This is a genomic window from Pseudomonas sp. S3(2024), from assembly GCF_036861315.1.
Taxonomy (GTDB): Bacteria; Pseudomonadota; Gammaproteobacteria; order Pseudomonadales; family Pseudomonadaceae; genus Aquipseudomonas; species Aquipseudomonas putida_A.
In genome coordinates, this window is the sequence record NZ_JAZAQQ010000002.1 from 841,318 (window position 1) to 860,387 (window position 19,070).

Genomic DNA, 19,070 nt, shown 5'->3' on the forward strand with positions numbered 1-19,070 from the left:
ACAAATCCCCTGTAGGAGTGAGCCTGCTCGCGATGAGTCCCTTAAAGTTTGAGTTGACCGATGGCCTTGCTCAATTCCCCGGCCAACGTCGCCAGTTCATTACTGGTGGTCGCCGAATCCACGGTCTGTTGCACGGTGTTTTCGGTCACATCACGAATGCTCACCACCGCCCGATTCATCTCTTCCGCCACTTGGCTTTGTTGCTCCGCCGCCACCGCAATCTGCGTGTTGCTCTCGCGCATCTGCGCCACGGCGCCAGTGATTTCCGCCAGTGCTTCGCCGGCCTCCTGCGCCTGCTGCACGCAGTCGTCGGCCTTGTACGAACTCTCCTGCATGAAGTCCACCGCATCGCGGGTGCCGGCCTGCAGTGCCGAGACCATGGTGGTGATTTCATCGGTGGAGGTCTGCACGCGCTTGGCGAGGTTGCGCACCTCGTCGGCGACCACGGCAAAGCCACGGCCCATCTCACCGGCGCGGGCTGCTTCGATGGCGGCGTTGAGGGCGAGCAGGTTGGTCTGTTCGGCGATGCTGTGAATCACGCTGACCACACCGTTGATCTTCTGGCTATCCTCGGCCAGGCGCTGAATCATCTCGGCGGTCTGCTGCACACCGCTGGAGAGTCCGGCAATCGACTGCTGCACGCGGCTGACCACTTGCTGGCCGCTGCCCGCGAGACCATCGGCGGTCTGCGACAGATCGCGGGTGGCGCCGGCGTGCTGGGCGATGTGATAAACCGTGGCGGTCATTTCATTGATTGCGGTGGCGGCCTGATCGGTCTCGCTCTGTTGACCGAGCATGCCGTGGCGCACTTCGTTCATGCTCGCCGCCAGACGCGCAGCGCCGACGTCGAGTTGCCGCGCGGTGTTGGCGACCGTGGTGACCACGCGCTGATAACCGGCCTGCATCGCGTTGAACGCATTGGCCATTTGCCCGACTTCGTCCTTGCAGGCCAGCGGCACGCGGGCCGAGAGATCACCGCTCTTCTCTACATGCAGCATCACGTCTTTCAAGGTGTTGAGCTGACTGAGCAGGCAACGGATCAGCAGTTGCGAAGCGCCGAGCATGGCCAGCATCAGGATGAACACCGCCACCGCGTAGTTGGCAAAACGATCACTGAACACTTGCGCCAGGCTCGGGCCATAGGCGATGACCGCGACTTGCTGGCCGTCGGCACGATTGAACACTTCGGCGCCCAGCAGCGGGTTGTTGCCGAACAGCGGCAGATGATTGATCTCGTTCCAGCCGTTGCTATCGCTGATCTCCAGCACGGGTTGATCGTTGAGGCGCGGCGCTTCCCCGCGTTTGAAGGTCAGTACCTGATCGGCCTTGGGCAGCGCCTGCCCAGCCGGCCAGGCCTTGAGCAATTGTGCCTGGGCCTGAGCGGAAGCCTGTGAGGCGTGGCTGCGTGCCTGCTGCTCAAGCTGCACGGCATACAGCACCAGCAGCAGGGTGGTGACGAAAGCGACCGCATTGACCGCCCAGAATTTGTATTTCAGCGAGATATTGCTAAGCCAGGCACCCATGGAGGTCTTCTCTGATAGCGGAAACAGTTTCGGCAAGGTGCCAGCATTGTGCCGCTATGCAGATCTGAAGATCTTGATACAGGTCAACAGGTTCTACGCTGAGCCCCTTTGTGGGAGCGGGCTTGCTCGCGAATGCGGTGTGTCATTCAGCTCATTTCTGCCTGACACACTGCTTTCGCGAGCAAGCCCGCTCCCACAGGGGGATTCTGGCTTGTCAGGGCAGGGCGGGGAGGTTGAAGAACGCGCGGGCACACGCCGTCGTGTGCGCAGCCAGATCTTCCTCGGACTCGCCCCGATGCAACGCCACTTCGCGCAGCACTTCGGTCAGATACGCCGGTTCATTGCGGCCGTTCTTCGGCTTTGGGCGCAAGGTGCGAGGTAGCAGGTACGGCGCGTCGCTTTCGAGCATCAGTCGTCCGCGCTTGATCTCCTTGACCAGCGGATGCAGGTGCGTGCCCCGGCGCTCGTCGCAGATCCAGCCGGTGATGCCGATGTGCAGGTCCAGATCGAGGTAACTGAACAGGGCTTTTTGCTCGCCGGTAAAGCAGTGCACCACGGCGGCGGGCAGTTGATCGCGGAAGTCCCTGAGGATTTCCAGCAGACGCTGACTGGCATCCCGCTCATGCAGGAACACCGGCAATTGCAGTTCTACCGCCAGCGCCAGATGTTCTTCGAGGACTTTTTCCTGTTGCGGGCGCGGCGAGAAATCACGGTTGAAATCCAGTCCGCATTCACCCACGGCGACCACGTTTGGCTCTTGCAGCAGACTGCGCAAACGGCGCGCGCTGTCAGCGTTCCAGTCACTGGCCGAATGTGGGTGAATGCCAGCGGTGGCAAACAGCCGCTGGCCGCTTTGATCCAGTTGCCGGCAGAGCTCCAGCGCCTGTTCGCTACCCTCGACGCTGGTGCCGGTCAGCACCAGTTGGCAGACCCCGGCAGCGTAGGCGCGGTCGAGCACGGCCTGATGTTTTTCGGCGAAACTGGGGTTGGTCAGGTTGACGCCGATATCGATGAGTTGCATGGTTCTACCTCGGGCCGAAGGCCGGAAAGCATACCAGAGCTGTAGATTTATAAGAAAAGCCAAGAACTACAACGAGTTATAGCTGTCTTTTGATGCCGTGACGTAGCCCGGGTTGGCAGCAAAGCCATCACTGTGCCAGTCTCTCGCACTTTGCCAGCGCTCCAGGCGCTCTGTTTTCGTCGGTGATTTCGACCGTTCAGCGGTGAAGTCGCCCCGTATTCTTTCCGGAGAGTGGATGCATCGTCCCTCGGTTTTGCTCCTGTTGTGTGCGTCGCTGCTGCTGCCGATAACGGCGGTTGCGCGCTTGCCCGGGCCACAGCAAGCCGTACCGGCCGCCAAGGTTCGTGACCTGGCGGAAATTCGCAGCAGTCGCGTGTTGCGCGTGCTGGTCAACCAGAGCCGCAACAGTTCCGGTGAAGTCCAGGGCCAGGCCATCGGCGTCGAATACCATCGCCTGCGCGCCTTCGAGCAATACCTCAATGGCCACGCCCGCGATGGTCAGGAAATTACCCTCAAGATCATTCCCAAAGCCAAGGATCAGCTGCTCGGCGCGTTGCAGCGTGGTGAAGGAGATCTGGTCGCGCCCGGCGAGCTGCTTGATCTGCAACCCGGCCACGCGGTGGCCAGCAGCGAGCCGATCGCCAGCAACGTGCCGCTGGTGCTCGTCGGCATCAAGGGCGAGCGCCGTTACACCAAGGTCGAGCAGCTTTCCGGCAAAACCCTGGCCTTGCCCACCGGCAGCGCGGCGGGGGAGGCGGTCAGCCAGCTCAATCAGAAACTGGCGTTGCACAAACTGGCGCCGATCAAGATCGAATGGGTCGATCCGACGCTGGCCGTTGAAGACGTGCTGGAGATGGTGCAGGGCGGGATTTTCCACCTGACCGTCGTCGAGCAACCGATCGCCGAGCGTTGGGGCAAGATCCTGCCCAAGCTGCGTTTCGACCGACAATTGATGATCAGCGAGCCGGGTGAGGAATACTGGTTCGTGCGCCGTGATGCCTCGATGCTGCGGGCGAGCATCGATCGTTTCCTGGTCGGCTACAGGAAGCCGGCGAACGAGGATGCAGAGTTTCTGCGGATCTATCGACGGCTCTATCAAGTGCATTATCCGTTGGCCAAGGCTGACCGCCAGCGTCTGGAGAAACTGCGCCCGACCCTGCAAAAACACGCCGACGCGCAAAGCATGGACTGGCTGAATCTGGCGGCGCTGGCCTTCAAGGAGTCAGCCCTGCAACCCAGCGCCCGCAGCGGCAGTGGTCCGACCGGGTTGATGCAGATTACCCCGTCCGCGGCGCAGCGAGTCGGTGTGAGCAACATCCAGAATCTCGATGCGAATGTGCAGGCCGGGGCCAAGTACCTGGCGATGATCCGTCGCAAGTTTTTCAACAGTCCGAAACTCAATGAGCGCGAGCGCATGGCCTTCACCTTGGCGGCCTACAACATCGGCCCGGAGCGGGTGCAAGGCATGCGCGCCGAGGCACGGCGGCGCGGGCTGAATCCGAACCAGTGGTTCTTTCAGGTCGAGCGCATCGCCATGGAGCAGGTGGGCATGGGCCCCGTCAGCTATGTTAATAGCGTGAACAAGTATTACTTGGCGTTCGACCGGGAGCGGGAGTCGCTGGAGCCCCGGGGACAGAAAGTCGCTTCACGGAAATGATCTAATAATTTGATTGTTATGGCGGAATAATTGCGCTTTTAACATGAATTTAACTGATTAATATAGCGGCCAATCCCAACACACTTCTCGCAAAACAAGGAATGCCCCATGAGCTCTCTGATCAACAAGGTTCTGTTCACTCGCGCCGGTTACGGCCTGACCATTCTGCGTATCGCGGTCGGCGTGATCTTCGCCGCCCACGGGTCGCAAAAACTGTTTGGTCTGTTCGGTGGTTACGGTCTGGCGGGCACCGCGCAATACATGGACAGCATCGGTCTGCACCCGGGTTACCTGATGGCCACGCTGGCCGGCGGTACCGAGTTCTTCGCCGGTCTGGCGCTGATCATCGGCCTGCTGGTGCGCCCGGCGGCGCTGGGTCTGACCTTCCTGTCGCTGGTGGCGATCTTCACCGTACACATCAGCAACGGTCTGTTCATGGCCAACAACGGTTACGAATTCGCCCTGGCGCTGCTCGGTGGCAGCCTCGCGGTGATGATCGAAGGCGCCGGCAAGCTGTCGGTGGATCGCGCCATCGCCGGTTGAGCGCTCTGGCTCAAGCAAAAGGCCCGCATTGTGCGGGCCTTTTTTGTTGCGGCCGATTCTTGACACTCATCGGTCACGTTATCTAGGATGTTGCTCATGCGCCGATTTAAACAGCTACTTGCGGGGCGCCAGGTGACTCAGACAGTTGCCGTCAGAAGCCGGAACAGGGCTTCGAAATACCGCTAAAGCGCTGGTTCGGTGTTGCCTCTCACCTGCCATGCAGACTTTTGAGGCAGAGACACGACACGATGAATGCACTACGCCCTCCAGCACGTCCCGCGCCGATCACGGCACATATCACCCAGCGCAACCCGAAAATCCTGCTTGGCGGCAAACATCAGCCAACGCTGTTGCGTTATCTCGATGGCTGGCCACGTCGCAGCGGCGGTCCTGCCGCGTTCCTGATCCAGTTCGTTGAAGATGGCGAGTCGCTGGCGCGGTTTGCCAGTGACAGTTTTGACCTGGCGGTGATTCAGGCGCCGAGCGCTGAAGACGCCCCGGAAATGATCAAGCAATTGGTGCGTGTTGCGCGGCAGGGTTTGATCACCCGCCGCTGAAACGCTCAGGGATATTCGATCGCCACGATATAGACAAACTGCTCACCGGTTGGCGTTTGTACCCGGACTTCGGCGTCCAGCGCCTTGCCGATCAAGGCGCGGGCCAGTGGTGAGTCGATGCTGATCAGACCCAGTTTCAGATCCAGTTCATCCGGACCGACGATGCGGTAGCGCGACTGCTTGCCGTCTTCGTCCTCGATGGTGACCCAGGCGCCGAAGTAGACCTTGTTCGGATCGCTGGGTTTTTCGCTGACGACCTTCAGTGCTTCGAGACGCTTGGTGAGAAATCGCACGCGGCTGTCGATCTCGCGCAGCATTTTCTTGCCGTAGGTGTACTCGGCGTTTTCCGAACGATCACCCTGCGCCGCTGCTTCGCTGACCGCTTGCGTTACCTGCGGTCGGCGCACATGCCACAGCTCATGGAATTCGGCGCGCATCCGCGCTTCACCTTCAGGGGTGATCAGTGCGGTGCCGGCGGTGCGGGGAGGGCGATAACGGCTCATGGCAACTTCTTGTGGTGACGAAGGCTGGAGTCTATCAACCCTCGCGCAAGACTGTCAGCGGACTCGCATTCAATGCTCGACGCGTACCGAACACGCCGGCACCGCCAATCAGCGCGGCGCCAATCAACGGCAGCATCAGCAGCCATGGATGCGGATGCCATGGCAGGTCGAACGCATAGCGATACAACACCAGACTCACCACTTCCGAACCGATGGCCGCGAGCAAACCGCTGACCGCACCGAGCAAGCCGAACTCGATGCGCCGCGCCTTGATCAGCAACTGCCGTTGCGCGCCCAGCGCACGCAGCAGCGCACCTTGGCGAATGCGTTCATCCAAGGTTGCCTGCAAGCCGGAGAACAGCACCGCCATCCCCGCCGCCAACACAAACAACAACACGTATTCCACCGCCAGGGTGACCTGGGCGAGGATGCTGCGCAGCTGTTCGAGCAGGGCTTCGACCTGAAGGATGGTCACCGCCGGGAATGCCCGCGACAGCTCGACGATCTGCTGATCGTGACCGGGGGCCAGATAGAAACTGGTCAGGTAAGTCGCCGGCAGATCCTTCAGGGTGCCGGGCTGGAAGATCATGAAGAAGTTCGGCTGGAAGTTGTCCCAGTTGATCTCGCGCAGGCTGGTGACTTTCGCTTCACGATTGACCCCGCCGACGCTGAACACCATGTGATCGCCGAGTTTGAGCTTGAGGCTTTCGGCGACTTTACCTTCAACCGACACGCCCGGTACGTCGTCCGAGGGTTGCCCGGTCCACCACGTACCGGCGGTGAGCTTGTTACCGGCCGGCAGGTCGGCGGCCCAGGTCAGGCTCAAGTCACGTTGCACGGCACGGTCGCCGGCCGAATCCTTGCTGACGATCTGCTGCACCGGTTCGCCGTTGATGCTGATCAGCCGTCCCGGCACCACCGGGTACAGCGGCGCCGCCTGCGCGGACACCTTGATCAAGTGATCGGTGAAGGCCTGTTTGTCCGCCGGCAGGATGTTCAGGGCGAAGTAGTTGGGGGCGTTTTTCGGCAACTGGTTTTGCCAGGTGTCGAGCAGCTCGCCACGCAGCAGGGCGATCAGCGCCATCGACAGCAGAATCAGACCGAACGCCAGCGCCTGACCGGCAGCGGCCAGTGGATGACGCAGCAGCTGCCCCAGGCCGAGACGCCACGGCAGCGGCGCGCGGGCGAGCATTCGGCGCAGGCTGTTGAGCAACAACAGCAGCAAGCCACCCAGCACCAGCGCAGCGACCACGCCACCGCCAAGCAGGGCGAAGGTCAGCAGCAGATCCAGACTCAGACGCCACATGATCAGGCCCAGTGCACCCAGCGCCGCGCCATAGACCATCCAGGTGCTCGACGGAATCGGCAGCATGTCGCGGCGCAGTACCCGCAGCGGTGGCACCCGACCCAGCGCGGCAAGTGGCGGCAGGGCGAAGCCGGCCAGCGCCACCAGTCCGGTGCCGATCCCGGCGAGTGCCGGAAACAGGCCGCCCGGTGGCACATCGGCAGGCAGTAGATCATGTAATAGAGCGAACAGGCCCAGTTGCGCCAGCCAGCCGAGCACTGCGCCGCTGAGGGCAGCGAACAGGCCGAGTACGGTCAGTTGAATGCTGAACAACAGCATGGTTTCCCGACGCGACAAACCGAGGCAGCGCAGCAAGGCACTGGCATCGAAACGGCGACTGGCGAAGCGGTTGGCCGACAGCGCCACGGCCACACCGGCCAACAGCACCGCGACCAGACTGGCCATGTTCAGGTAGCGCTCGGCCTTGCCCAGCGCGCCGCCGATCTGCCGGTTGCCGTCGCGGGCATCCTGTATGCGCTGATTGGCGGCCAGACCGGGCTTGAGCAGTTGTCGATAGGTTTCCAGTGCCTGCGGTTCACCACGCCACAGCTCGCGATAACTCACGCGGCTGCCGGGTTGCACTACGCCAGTGGCAGCGAGGTCATCGAGATTGATCATCACCCGAGGCGTGAGGCTGTAGAAGTTGCCGGCGCGATCCGGCTCGTAAGTCAGCACGCGGGTCAGCTTCAAGGTTTTCATGCCGACGTCGATGCTGTCGCCGATCTTCAGATCCAGCGCAGTCAGCAGGCGTGCTTCGACCCACGCTTCACCGGGTTGCGGCTCGCCGCCCGAGGTTTCAGCGGCAAACGGGGCCGGGGCACTTTTCAGCTCGCCGCGCAGCGGGTAGGCGCGGTCGACGGCTTTGATGCTCGATAACTGAATGCCGTTGTCGGTGGCAATGACGCTGGAAAACTCCACCACCTGCGCATGATTCAAGCGCAGCTCGGTGCCGCTGCGGATCTGTTCGTCGCGGGCCGGCGAGCTGCCCTCAAGCACCAGGTCGGCGCCAAGGAACTCGGTGGCGCGCAGCATCATTGCACCGTTGAGGCGGGCACCGAAGTAGCCGATGGCGGTGCTCGCCGCCACTGCGACGACCAGAGCAAAGAACAGCACGCGCAATTCCCCGGCGCGGGCATCGCGCATGAGTTGACGTAGGGCGAGACTGAACAGACGCAACAGCGGCAGACGTGCCATCAAGGCTCCAGAGGGGCAACCAGCAGCCCGGCTTCAAGTCGGATCAGGCGCCGGCAGCGATGGGCCAGGCGTTCGTCGTGGGTCACCAGCACGAGGGTGGTGCCGCGTTCCTTGTTCAGTTCGAACAGCAAGTCGCTGATGCGCTCGCCGGTGTGGCTGTCGAGGTTGCCGGTGGGTTCGTCGGCGAACAGCACGTCCGGCTCGGCAGCGAAGGCCCGGGCAATCGCCACGCGCTGTTGTTCGCCGCCGGAGAGCTGGCGCGGCGAGTGCGTCAGGCGCTGGCCGAGACCGACTCGTTGCAGCAGTTCGGTGGCGCGTTCGCGAGCGTCTTTGCGGCCATCGAGTTCCAGCGGCAGCATGACGTTTTCCAGGGCGTTGAGGCTGTCCAGCAACTGGAAGGATTGAAAGACGAAACCCACGTGTTCGGCACGGATGCGCGCGCGCTGGTCTTCGTCGAGATTGCTCAGGCCTTGCCCCGCGAGGATGACTTCGCCGCTGCTTGGCAGGTCGAGGCCGGCGAGCAGGCCGAGCAGGGTGGATTTGCCGGAACCGGACGCGCCGACGATGGCCAGGCTGTCGCCCTGGTTCAGTTCCAGGCTGAGTTCGTGCAGGATAGTCAGTTCACCTTCCGCGCTGGGAACCACTTTGCTGAGGTTCTTCGCGGTGAGAATGCTTGCGCCCATGGAGAATCCGATGCGTGTTTGGTTTTTGAGTGCTGGCCTGGCCTTGATGTGCATGGCCCAGAACGCAGCGGCGGGTACTGTCCTGATCGTTGGCGATAGTATCAGCGCCGGTTTCGGACTGGATACCCGCCTGGGGTGGGTATCGCTGCTCGAGCAACGGCTCAAGCAGGAGGGTTTTGACGACAAAGTAGTCAATGCTTCCATCAGCGGCGACACCAGTGCCGGAGGCCAGGCGCGCCTGCCAGCGCTGCTTGCAGAGCACAAGCCGGAACTGGTGATCCTCGAATTGGGGGGCAACGACGGCCTGCGCGGAATGCCGCCAACGCAATTGCAACAAAACCTTGCGGCGATGATCGACAGCTCGCGTCAGAGTGGCGCCAAGGTGTTGCTGCTGGGCATGCAATTGCCGCCCAACTACGGCAAGCGTTACACCGATGCCTTTGCCGAGGTCTACGGCAAACTTGCGGACGATAAAAAAATCCCGCTGGTGCCGTTTTTCCTCGACGGCGTGGGTGGGCATCCCGAGCTGATGCAGGCCGATGGTCTGCACCCGGCCGCCGGGGCTCAGGGCAAGTTGCTGGAAAATGTCTGGCCGACGCTAAAACCGCTGTTATGAGGCTTTTCTAGTGGCAGTCTTTCGGCTAATGTGGCGCCCCCTTATTTGGAGCCCCCGATGCCGCGTCCTGCCTGGTCCCTGTTTGCCTACCAACTGATCGAGCCTGACGAACAGCTGGATCTGTTCGCCTGCCAGGAAGTGCGGGTGCATCTGGTGACCCGTCAGCTCGAACTCGGTGGCTCGGCAGACCGCACGTTGTGTGGCAGTCTGCTTCCAGCCCAACCGCGTTGGTCGAGTGTGGATCGTCGGGTGTTTCAGGATCAGCGTCTGTGTTCGTTGTGCCGGGCGATTCTCGAGTCGCAGAAGCGCGGCACCTCGCCGATCTGGCCTGAGTTGCGTTTCGAACTCTAGGATCAACAAATCGCAGCCTGCGACAGCTCCTACATGAAGACTTCTGGCTGGCCATCGGCGCATCTCCCCGAATTCCCGAGGTGCGGTGTACAATCGCGCTCTTATACCCTTGTTGATCATGCGAAGGATTTTCCGGATGTTGCCGCGCTTTCCTGCCGTCACCCGCTGCCTGTCACTTGCCGCCCTGTGTGTGGCCGGTCCCGTTGCTGCATTGGAGTTTCCCCTGCCACCACCCGGTGAGGACATCATCGGCCAGGTGCAGGTGATCAAGGCCAAATACGAAGACACCTTCGCTGACCTGGGCACCAAGTACGACCTGGGTTATTCGGAAATGGTCGCGGCCAACCCGGGCGTCGATGCCTGGCTGCCGGGCGCCGGTACCGAAATCGTCCTGCCGACCCGGTTCATTCTGCCGCCGGGTCCACGCGAAGGCATCGTGATCAACCTTGCCGAGTACCGCCTCTACTACTACCCGAAAGGCCGGAACGTGGTGTACACCTTCCCGTTGGGTATTGGTCGTGAAGGTTGGGGCTCGCCAATCGCGCACACCTCGATCACTGCCAAGACGCCGAACCCGACCTGGACCCCTCCGGCGTCGATCAAGGCCGAGCACGCCGCCGACGGTGATCCGCTGCCGAACGTGGTACCGGCCGGCCCGGACAACCCGCTGGGGCCGTTCAAGTTCACCCTGGGCACTCCCGGCTACCTGATCCACGGTTCGAACAAGAAGTTCGGCATCGGCATGCGCACCAGCCACGGCTGCTTCCGCATGTTCAACAACAACGTGCTGGAAATGGCGGCCATGGTGCCGGTCGGCACTTCGGTGCGCATTCTCAACGATGCGTACAAGTTCGGCAGCAGTGGCGGCAAGGTCTATCTGGAAGCGCACACACCCATCGATGACAAGGGCAACCCGTCAGTGGTCGACAAGCACACTGCAGTGATCAATGCGATGCTCAAGCGCGAAGATGTCACCAACAACCTGCGCGTGAACTGGGATGTCGTGCGTGATGTGGTAGCGGCCGAAGATGGCCTGCCAACTGAAATCGGCACACCGAATACCTCGGCGCCGATGGTCTCGAACACCCCGATCGACCTGCAGCAGTAAGTCGATCAAAACCCGCAGGCGCGTGCAGCGTCGGCGGGTTTTTTATTGCCCGGGGGAAAGTACCGGCAATAAAAAAGCCGACCCAAAAAATGGGTCGGCTTGATAACAATCCCGAGGGATTATTACTTGCGGCTAGCTTTGTCCAGCATACGCAGAGCACGCTCGTTAGCTTCGTCAGCAGTCTGTTGTGCTTTTTGAGCAGCAGCCAGAGCTTCATCAGCTTTACGGTATGCTTCGTCTGCACGAGCTTGAGCGCGAGCAGCTGCGTCTTCAGTAGCGGTCAGACGTGCTTCGGTTTCTTTCGATGCGCTGCTGCAACCGGTAGCCAGAACTGCGGCCAGAGCCAGAGCAGAGAATTTCAGAACGTTGTTCATCGTGTTCCCCTTCAAGGACTTTCAATTAAGTGGCTTTCTCCTCCGATTGAGGAAATAGCCGGCGTACATACTACCCATTACTTGTAGTAAGTAAACTGACGGAGCGCAAGAAGCAAAAAAAATTGTAGGCGTTGATTCTTTTTCGAGCAACTTTTAACCGGGCTGTATAAAAAATATCCAGCTGCAGGCCCCGGCCTGAGCGTGTTAATGAGAAAAAGTTCCCGTTGTCCGGTGCTGTTTCTGCGTCTTGCACCAAGTCTGCCTAGATGAATTCGTCTACACTTTTGTTCCGATTTTGCATGACACCTCACATATCTTTGTCGCTCTTGAGGTGACTTTAAAGAAGAGGCTGCGTCTTAAGTCTCGACATCCGGCAATGTTCAGGCGAGTGCCTGGGGAATATCGTCCCCGCGCCTGCCACTACGCCCATCGGAGTCACCCGTTCAACGAGCATGATGACGAGCGCACCTTGAGCATTTTCGCCAATGGTGCCTACTATTTATGACGTGCTCGATTGCGCGAGACCGGTGTGGTTTTTCTCGGTGTCCATCAGGCACGGGGTGGCGTAGATGTTCCTTCGCCGGAAAAACATCGGTAAGGTAGGGGTCAGAATTCAAGACCCGCGAGGAGTAGTGATGAGCGAGGCGTTGTCCATCCACCATGACCAGGCTGGTCATCAGTTCGAGACCAATGTGGACGGTCATCGTGCCTACCTGACCTATATGGATCTGGGGAAACAGACCCTGGATATCTATCGCACCTTCGTGCCCAATGCCTTGCGCGGCCGTGGCATTGCCGCCGCGCTGACCGAAAGCGCGCTGCAGTACGCCGAAGAAATGGGTTACACGGTGATCCCGTCGTGCTCCTACGTCGAGCGCTACATGGAGCGTCATCAGCGCCGCGCCGCCAAGATCTGAATCGCACACACGAAAACGCCGGGCAATGCCCGGCGTTTTTTTATGCCCGTGAAACGCTGATCAGTTGCGCTGACGTTTCGGCAGAACATCCTTGAGCTTGGCGTGCATGCCGCGCAGGGTGTTCTCGGTGGCGGACCAGTCGATGCAGGCATCGGTGATCGACACGCCGTATTGCAGGTCGGCGAGGTCTTTCGGGATGGCCTGGCAGCCCCAGTTCAGATGACTCTCGACCATCAGGCCGATGATCGACTGGTTGCCTTCGAGGATCTGGTTGGCGACGTTCTCCATCACCAGCGGTTGCAGGGCCGGGTCCTTGTTGGAGTTGGCGTGGCTGCAATCAACCATGATGTTCGGTTTGATCTTCGCCTTGTTCAGCGCCTGCTCGCACAGGGCGACGCTGACCGAATCGTAGTTCGGCTTGCCGTTGCCGCCACGCAGCACCACGTGACCGTAGGCGTTGCCCTTGGTGGTGACGATCGACACGCCACCTTCCTGGTTGATCCCCAGGAAACGGTGCGGGCTGGACACCGACTGCAGGGCGTTGATCGCCACGGTCAGGCCGCCGTCAGTGCCGTTCTTGAAGCCGACAGCCGAGGACAGGCCGGAAGCCATTTCACGGTGGGTCTGGGATTCGGTAGTGCGTGCGCCGATGGCCGACCAGCTGATCAGGTCCTGCAGATACTGCGGGGAGATCGGGTCGAGGGCTTCGGTGGCAGTCGGCAGGCCTTTCTCGGCCAGGTCCAGCAGCAACTGGCGACCGATATGCAGACCGTCTTGAATCTTGAACGAGTCATCCAGGTACGGATCGTTGATCAGGCCTTTCCAGCCAACGGTGGTTCGTGGCTTCTCGAAATACACGCGCATGACCAGATACAGGGTGTCGGAGACTTCCTCCGCCAGCACCTTGAGGCGATCGGCGTATTCGTGGGCAGCCTTGATATCGTGGATCGAGCACGGGCCGATCACTACGAACAGACGGTGGTCGGTGCCATCAAGAATGTTGCGAATGACTTCGCGGCCCTTGGTGACGGTGCGCAGCGCAGCATCGCTCAGAGGGATATCACGCTTGAGCTGATCGGGAGTGATCAGGGTCTCGTTAGAGGCGACGTTTAGGTCGTTGATCGGTAAATCAGCCATCGTTTACTCGTCAGGTCACGGGTGCCGGCCGCCAGCGATCCCCGCGCGGCGGAGCACAGCAGATTTAAGCGCGTCGGGGAGCCGAACCTTAGCGCGTCAGACGCGGCTCGACAATGGGCAAACGCCGCTTTAATCCAGCACTGGCTGGGCAAAAGCCTTGCGCACGCTGTCGTGGGAGAACTCGTCGGCGTGTTGTTCGACCCATTGCAGGGCCAGCGCCTGAATATCCTGCAGATCGTCGTGGGCCTCGTTCATGCGGCAATAACGCTCGATCTGGCACACCTGTTCGCCCATCCGGGCACTGAACAGCGTCTGCTCATCGGTGAACGCGATCCCCACCAGATAGCCCTTTTTGCGCCGCAGACACCACGCGACATAGCCCGGATAACAGATCTCGGCGTTGAGTGTCGGCATGCGCACCTGCAGCGCCGTGCCGTGGCGCCAGGCGCGGTGATAATTGCAAGCGATCCCGCCGAGGCTGATAGTGTGCAGCTGTTGCCTGGAAATACACTCGGGCTTGAGCAAGGTTAATTCAACCGGCACTTCGTCCGGATGAGGAATGAAACGTCCCATGAGCACAGACTCCCTGTGTCGGCCATTTGACATTGTTTCACCCAGTATAGTGGTCGAATCCGAGCTGACCGATTTCGACGCCGACCAGCGGCTGCTGGCGATGAGCGGCGTTTCGCTGGTGATTTTCACCAGCGTCGGCTGTTCCAGCTGCCGCTATGCCAGAGAGGTGTTGCCCGGGTTCGAGCTGGAGGTGGATCGCCTGTGCTGGATCGATGCCGGCAATAACGGCGGGTTGGTGGAGCGCTATCAGGTCTTTCATTTGCCGGCGCTGTTTGTGGTGCGCGACGGCGAGTTCTTTGGGGCATTGCACACGCGTCTGACCGCCGTTGCGCTGAACGCGGCAGTGGCGCAGGCGCTGGGTCGAATTGCAGAGGAGTTGCCATAGATGGTGGGAGCAGACAGCAAACCGGTGATCGGGATTATCGGCACCGGGGCCATTGGCGGGTTTTACGGTCTGATGCTGGCGCGCGCCGGTTTCGATGTGCACTTTTTACTGCGCAGTGAATTCGCCGCAGTGGCCGAACGTGGTTTGCAGGTGGACAGTGCCGTGCATGGCACGCTGACGCTGAACCCGGTGCAGGCGTATGCGAAGGCCGAGGACATGCCGGCTTGCGACTGGTTGCTGGTCGGCGCCAAGACCACCAGCAGCGCGGGTCTGGCCCCGGCGATCATCGCTGCGGCCAGGCCCGGCGCGAAAGTGCTGGTGCTGCAGAACGGTCTGGACGTCGAAGACAGCTTGCGCGAGTTGCTGCCCGATTCCCTGCATCTGCTCGGTGGTCTGTGCCTGATCTGCGTGCATCGCGAAGGTCCCGGGCACATCACCCACCAGGCCTTGGGTGCGGTGAATGTCGGCTATCACAGTGGCCCGGCGGCGGATGAAGCGGCGCGCATGGCGCTGGTCGAGGAGGGTGCCGGTCTGTTCCGCGCCGCTGGCATCGATTCGCAGGCGATGCCCAATCTGCAACAGGCGCGCTGGCAGAAACTGGTGTGGAATATTCCCTACAACGGTCTTTCGGTGTTGCTCGGCGCCGGCACCACGCCGCTGATGGCCGACGGGGACAGTCGCGCGCTGATCCAGGCGTTGATGGCCGAAGTGGTGCAGGGCGCCAGGGCCTGCGGTTACGACGTTCCGCCCGGTTACGCCGAGTACCTGTTCATGATGACCGAGAAAATGCCCGACTATTGGCCGAGCATGTACCACGATTTCCTGCATAAACGGCCGCTGGAACTGGAGGCGATTTATGCCCGGCCACTGGCTGCGGCCAAAGCGGCAGGCTGTGAGTTGCCACGGATCGAAGCGCTGTATCGCACATTGAGTTTTATCGACCGACGCAACACTTGAGTCGGTTTTCGGGGGAGTGGGGGAAGGCATGGCCAAGAACATCGATGACAAACTGGTGCTGGCGATTTCGTCTCGCGCCTTGTTCGACCTGAGCGAGAGTCATAAGGTCTATCTGGCGAGCGGCGTCGAAGCCTATCGGCAATACCAGATTGAACACGAAGACGAAATTCTCGCGCCCGGCGATGCGTTCCCGCTGGTGGAAAAACTCCTGAGCCTCAACAGTCGCCTCGACCGCGCCCGGGTCGAGGTGATTCTGGTTTCGCGCAACAGTGCCGACACCGGCCTGCGCGCGTTCAACTCGATCGATCATTATGGGCTGGACATCTCGCGGGCGGCCTTCGTCGGCGGGCGCAGTCCGTATCCCTATCTCAAAGCGTTTGGCTGTGACTTGTTTCTGTCCACCCACGCCGAGGATGTGCGCGCCGCGCTGGACGCCGGGTTTGCCGCGGCGACGATTCTCTCTGGCGGCGCCAGTCGCGCGGCCAGTGATGAGTTGCGCATCGCCTTCGACGGCGACGCGGTGTTGTTCTCCGACGAATCCGAGCGCGTTTATCAGGCCGGCGGGCTGCTGGCGTTTCAGGCCAAGGAACGCGAGTCGGCGCGCGAGCCATTGCGCGGTGGGCCTTTCAAGGGCTTTCTGGCGGCACTCAATGCGCTGCAACGCGAGTTCCCCGAAGACGACTGCCCGATTCGCACGGCGCTGGTTACCGCGCGTTCGGCACCGGCCCATGAGCGGGTGATCCGCACCTTGCGCGAGTGGGACATCCGCCTCGACGAGTCGCTGTTTCTCGGCGGGCTGACCAAATCGGCGTTTCTCGAAGCCTTCGCTGCCGATGTGTTCTTCGACGATCAGACCGGCCACTGCGAGGCGGCCCGCGAAGTGGTCGCCACCGGACACGTACCGCATGGCATCAGTAACGAACCGTCGATCTAAAGCCCCAGTGCTTCAAGACGTTGCGTCGCACGTCGTACTCGCCAAGGCACTGCTAAGCTGAATCAAATCTCCGCCATGTTGGCACGCGAGGAGGTCATATGATTCGTTCGATGCTGTATGCCACTGACCTCGGTCTGTACGCACCTTTAGTGATGCAGCATGCCCTGGCGCTGGCGCGGACATTCAATGCCGACTTGTATGTGGTGCATGCAGTGGAACCCATGGGGCTGTTTGCCGAGTCGGTGTTGCAGAGTTATCTCGACGAACAGGCATTGAACGAATTTCACAGTCAGGGTCTGAAAACTGTCATCGCCAATATCGAGCAACGGGTGCTGGACAGTTTTCGCGAAGAGCTGGGCGACGAGGGCGAGCAGGATCTGCAGCGGATTTGCGCGGTTCGGGTAGTGCAGGGCGATCCGGCGCAGGTGATTCTCGACCAGGTGCAGAAACTCTCTGTGGATTTGCTGATCGTAGGCACTCACAGCCACGGCGTAGGGGCGGAAACGCCTTTGGGGCGCACGGCGACCCGGGTCCTGCAATTGGCCAAGGTGCCGGTTTATCTGGTGCCATTGGTGGAGCGCCGGCGCCGGGGGGATCGCTGAAGCGGGAATAATGGCCTTTTGATAAAAAAGTTCTAGATTTATTCATCAAACCATTAATATAGTTATATACCGTCGCTGATGCCCGTGGCGTCTACCTGCTTTGAGGGATACATATGAAGCTTCAACAATTGCGCTACATCTGGGAAGTGGCGCACCACGACCTCAACGTTTCCGCTACCGCCCAAAGCCTTTACACCTCGCAACCGGGTATCAGTAAACAGATCCGCCTGCTGGAAGACGAACTTGGCGTTGAAGTGTTTGCCCGCAGTGGCAAGCACTTGACCCGCGTCACCCCGGCCGGCGAGCGCATCATCACCACCGCAGGCGAAATCCTGCGCAAGGTCGAAAGCATCAAGCAGATTGCCCAGGAATTCTCCAACGAGAAAAAAGGCACCCTGTCGATCGCTACCACCCACACCCAGGCGCGTTATGCATTGCCGCCGGTGATCAGCAATTTCATCAAACAATACCCGGACGTGGCGCTGCACATGCACCAGGGTTCGCCAATGCAGATCGCCGAGATGGCCGCTGACGGCACCGTCGATTTCGCCATCGCCACCGAAGCGCTGGAGCTGTTCGGTGATCTGGTGATGATGCCGTGCTATCGCTGGAACCGCTGCGTGGTCGTGCCCCAGGGCCACCCGCTGACCAAGCTGCCGAAGCTGACCCTCGAAGCGCTGGCCGAATACCCGATCGTGACTTACGTGTTCGGTTTCACCGGCCGTTCGAAACTCGACGAAGCCTTCAGTCATCGTGGCCTGACGCCGAAAGTGGTGTTCACCGCGGCCGACGCCGACGTGATCAAAACCTACGTGCGTCTGGGCCTGGGTGTGGGCATCGTTGCCAAAATGGCGGTCGACACCAAGCTCGATAACGACCTGGTGGTGCTGGATGCCAGCGAGCTGTTCGAGTCGAGCATCACCAAGATCGGTTTCCGTCGCGGTACTTTCCTGCGAGGTTTCATGTGCGACTTCATCGAGAAGTTCGCCCCGCACCTGACCCGCGAAGTGATGGCCAAAGCCATCCAGTGCCACAACAAGCAGGAACTGGAAGAGCTGTTCGACGGCGTCGAACTGCCGGTCCACTAAGACCCTGCCTCAAAGCACCTCGGTGACAGCAAACTGTTGCCGGGTGCCCGCTACCAGAATCTCCACTTCATCGCCCTCGAACTTGCCCAGCAGGCTTTTGCCCAGCGGCGAGCGCGGGGTGATGACGGTAATCGGCTGACCCACCACATCGACTTTCAGGCCTGCCGCATCCGGGGCCAGAAACAGCCATTGCTCGCGACCCTTTTCGTCCTCCAGACCGAGCAGGGCGCCGATCTCGATGCCGCGATTTTCGTCATAGGCACGCAGCGTCAGGTTCTGGCAGAGCGCCAGTGACTGACGGATTTCCTCAACCCGTTTCGCCTGACCTGCCGCCAGATAGGAAGCCTCAAGTCCGAGGGTGTCGTACTTGTTCTCGGCGATGTTCTCTTCGTGGGTCGCGGTTTCGTAAGCAGTCTGCGCGGCGCGTTCGGCGATGTCGAGGTCGACGCGCAGTTTGTCGAGGATCAGTTGGTGGACGGTGTGTTTGTTCATGATCAATCGCAGAATTGCAAAACGTTGGCGCGGCTCTTTTCGCTCGGCGCGGTCTGGTCCTGTTGCAGCCAGAACTGGCATTTCGGATTTGACTGGTTGCGACTGCTGCCGCGAGCCTGATCCAGGCGCGCCTGCTGCTCGTTCTTGCGCAGGTTTTCTTCGTACTGTTCGAACAGCGGACTCTGTGGCGGAATGTCCGGTTGTACCTGAACGGCCGCTGGCGGCTTGGCCAGTTGCTGCACCGCCTGAGCAACCGGTGCCAGTTGCTCGGTCAACACAAAACGCGAAATCAGCCAGCAGGTCAGGGCGATGGCCAGAAAGCCCAGCCACATGCCCAGGGCGATGCTGCCGGTCAGTTGCAGCGCGCTAAGCTGAACGGGCAAGGGACGACGCGGGTTGGGGCGATAGGGCATGGCTGCCTCCTGGCGGATGATTGCGGGCAAGTGGCGATTGTCGCACGAAGATTAATCGCCGTCGGCTCTTCTGTGCGAGGTCATTTATGCGGACAAT

At 60.8% G+C, this 19,070-nt stretch carries 22 protein-coding genes; 12 read left to right on the plus strand and 10 right to left on the minus strand.

The window, feature by feature from the left end; all coding sequences use genetic code 11:
- Nucleotides 1-41: 41 nt before the first annotated feature.
- Nucleotides 42-1,523 (minus strand): methyl-accepting chemotaxis protein, encoded by a 1,482-nt coding sequence (locus VLA07_RS08590; protein WP_333989031.1) that lies wholly within the window; start codon nt 1,521-1,523, stop codon nt 42-44.
- A 214-nt stretch (nt 1,524-1,737) separates the two neighbouring features.
- Nucleotides 1,738-2,544: a TatD family hydrolase gene (locus VLA07_RS08595; protein ID WP_333989032.1), complete on the minus strand. Its 807-nt coding sequence runs from the start codon at nt 2,542-2,544 to the stop codon at nt 1,738-1,740.
- A 235-nt stretch (nt 2,545-2,779) separates the two neighbouring features.
- Here VLA07_RS08595 and VLA07_RS08600 point away from each other — a divergent pair, with 235 nt between their 5' ends.
- The 3 genes from VLA07_RS08600 to VLA07_RS08610 all read left to right on the plus strand — a co-directional run bounded on the left by VLA07_RS08600 (nt 2,780) and on the right by VLA07_RS08610 (nt 5,301).
- Nucleotides 2,780-4,201, plus strand: coding sequence for a transglycosylase SLT domain-containing protein (locus VLA07_RS08600; protein WP_096794951.1), 1,422 nt, complete (start codon nt 2,780-2,782; stop codon nt 4,199-4,201).
- A gap of 108 nt (nt 4,202-4,309) precedes the next feature.
- A complete protein-coding gene (locus tag VLA07_RS08605; RefSeq protein WP_007964771.1) occupies nt 4,310-4,744 on the plus strand; it encodes a DoxX family protein in 435 nt (144 codons plus the stop codon).
- 248 nt (nt 4,745-4,992) lie between these two features.
- Nucleotides 4,993-5,301, plus strand: coding sequence for a hypothetical protein (locus VLA07_RS08610; protein ID WP_016985510.1), 309 nt, complete (start codon nt 4,993-4,995; stop codon nt 5,299-5,301).
- A 5-nt stretch (nt 5,302-5,306) separates the two neighbouring features.
- On the opposite strand, the gene greB is transcribed toward VLA07_RS08610, so the two are convergent.
- From greB to VLA07_RS08625, 3 genes are read right to left on the minus strand one after another with little or no spacing between them, the layout of a single operon-like run.
- Complete coding sequence (gene greB, locus VLA07_RS08615) at nt 5,307-5,804, minus strand: transcription elongation factor GreB (protein WP_016770885.1); 498 nt, start codon at nt 5,802-5,804, stop codon at nt 5,307-5,309.
- A 34-nt stretch (nt 5,805-5,838) separates the two neighbouring features.
- Nucleotides 5,839-8,343 carry an ABC transporter permease gene (locus VLA07_RS08620; protein ID WP_333989033.1) on the minus strand — a complete coding sequence of 835 codons (2,505 nt, stop codon included), beginning with the start codon at nt 8,341-8,343 and terminating at the stop codon, nt 5,839-5,841.
- Nucleotides 8,343-9,026: an ABC transporter ATP-binding protein gene (locus VLA07_RS08625; RefSeq protein WP_007964778.1), complete on the minus strand. Its 684-nt coding sequence runs from the start codon at nt 9,024-9,026 to the stop codon at nt 8,343-8,345. The genes VLA07_RS08620 and VLA07_RS08625 overlap by 1 nt, the downstream gene beginning before the upstream one ends.
- Nucleotides 9,027-9,036: 10 nt before the next feature.
- Between VLA07_RS08625 and VLA07_RS08630 the strand changes: the two genes are divergently transcribed.
- The 3 genes from VLA07_RS08630 to VLA07_RS08640 all read left to right on the plus strand — a co-directional run bounded on the left by VLA07_RS08630 (nt 9,037) and on the right by VLA07_RS08640 (nt 11,101).
- The gene (locus VLA07_RS08630) at nt 9,037-9,642 is read left to right on the plus strand and encodes an arylesterase (protein WP_007964780.1); all 606 of its coding nucleotides are present in this window, start codon (nt 9,037-9,039) and stop codon (nt 9,640-9,642) included.
- A gap of 57 nt (nt 9,643-9,699) precedes the next feature.
- Nucleotides 9,700-9,993: a hypothetical protein gene (locus tag VLA07_RS08635; RefSeq protein ID WP_003226812.1), complete on the plus strand. Its 294-nt coding sequence runs from the start codon at nt 9,700-9,702 to the stop codon at nt 9,991-9,993.
- Nucleotides 9,994-10,129: 136 nt separating this feature from the next.
- Complete coding sequence (locus VLA07_RS08640; protein WP_027613458.1) at nt 10,130-11,101, plus strand: L,D-transpeptidase family protein; 972 nt, start codon at nt 10,130-10,132, stop codon at nt 11,099-11,101.
- Nucleotides 11,102-11,223: 122 nt separating this feature from the next.
- On the opposite strand, the gene oprI is transcribed toward VLA07_RS08640, so the two are convergent.
- The gene (oprI, locus tag VLA07_RS08645) at nt 11,224-11,475 is read right to left on the minus strand and encodes an outer membrane lipoprotei OprI (protein WP_025113130.1); all 252 of its coding nucleotides are present in this window, start codon (nt 11,473-11,475) and stop codon (nt 11,224-11,226) included.
- Between the two features lie 635 nt (nt 11,476-12,110).
- Here oprI and VLA07_RS08650 point away from each other — a divergent pair.
- Entirely contained in the window at nt 12,111-12,392 is a 282-nt protein-coding gene (locus VLA07_RS08650) for a GNAT family N-acetyltransferase (RefSeq protein ID WP_003226804.1), read from the plus strand.
- Nucleotides 12,393-12,452: 60 nt separating this feature from the next.
- Here the strand turns inward: VLA07_RS08650 and VLA07_RS08655 are convergent, their stop codons facing one another.
- Both VLA07_RS08655 and VLA07_RS08660 read right to left on the minus strand, forming a co-directional pair.
- A complete protein-coding gene (locus VLA07_RS08655) occupies nt 12,453-13,529 on the minus strand; it encodes a 3-deoxy-7-phosphoheptulonate synthase (RefSeq protein WP_333989034.1) in 1,077 nt (358 codons plus the stop codon).
- A gap of 129 nt (nt 13,530-13,658) precedes the next feature.
- Nucleotides 13,659-14,102 carry a PilZ domain-containing protein gene (locus tag VLA07_RS08660; protein ID WP_003226800.1) on the minus strand — a complete coding sequence of 148 codons (444 nt, stop codon included), beginning with the start codon at nt 14,100-14,102 and terminating at the stop codon, nt 13,659-13,661.
- On the opposite strand from VLA07_RS08660, the gene VLA07_RS08665 reads away from it, so the two are divergent.
- From VLA07_RS08665 to cysB, 5 genes are all read left to right on the plus strand, one after another.
- On the plus strand, nt 14,101-14,487 hold the full coding sequence (locus tag VLA07_RS08665; protein WP_333989035.1) for a thioredoxin family protein: 387 nt from the start codon (nt 14,101-14,103) through the stop codon (nt 14,485-14,487). The genes VLA07_RS08660 and VLA07_RS08665 overlap by 2 nt on opposite strands.
- Nucleotides 14,488-15,444, plus strand: a complete 957-nt coding sequence (locus tag VLA07_RS08670; RefSeq protein ID WP_333989036.1) for a putative 2-dehydropantoate 2-reductase — start codon at nt 14,488-14,490, stop codon at nt 15,442-15,444. It begins immediately after the preceding gene.
- A 28-nt stretch (nt 15,445-15,472) separates the two neighbouring features.
- Nucleotides 15,473-16,378 carry a 5'-nucleotidase gene (locus VLA07_RS08675; RefSeq protein WP_027613454.1) on the plus strand — a complete coding sequence of 302 codons (906 nt, stop codon included), beginning with the start codon at nt 15,473-15,475 and terminating at the stop codon, nt 16,376-16,378.
- A gap of 98 nt (nt 16,379-16,476) precedes the next feature.
- Nucleotides 16,477-16,980, plus strand: a complete 504-nt coding sequence (locus VLA07_RS08680) for a universal stress protein (protein ID WP_027613453.1) — start codon at nt 16,477-16,479, stop codon at nt 16,978-16,980.
- Nucleotides 16,981-17,093: 113 nt separating this feature from the next.
- Complete coding sequence (gene cysB / locus VLA07_RS08685; RefSeq protein WP_007908591.1) at nt 17,094-18,068, plus strand: HTH-type transcriptional regulator CysB; 975 nt, start codon at nt 17,094-17,096, stop codon at nt 18,066-18,068.
- 9 nt (nt 18,069-18,077) lie between these two features.
- On the opposite strand, the gene VLA07_RS08690 is transcribed toward cysB, so the two are convergent.
- Together VLA07_RS08690 and VLA07_RS08695 are read right to left on the minus strand one after the other, a co-directional pair.
- Complete coding sequence (locus VLA07_RS08690) at nt 18,078-18,560, minus strand: GreA/GreB family elongation factor (protein WP_003226791.1); 483 nt, start codon at nt 18,558-18,560, stop codon at nt 18,078-18,080.
- Between the two features lie 2 nt (nt 18,561-18,562).
- The gene (locus VLA07_RS08695; protein ID WP_041069540.1) at nt 18,563-18,973 is read right to left on the minus strand and encodes a hypothetical protein; all 411 of its coding nucleotides are present in this window, start codon (nt 18,971-18,973) and stop codon (nt 18,563-18,565) included.
- Nucleotides 18,974-19,070 lie beyond the last annotated feature (97 nt).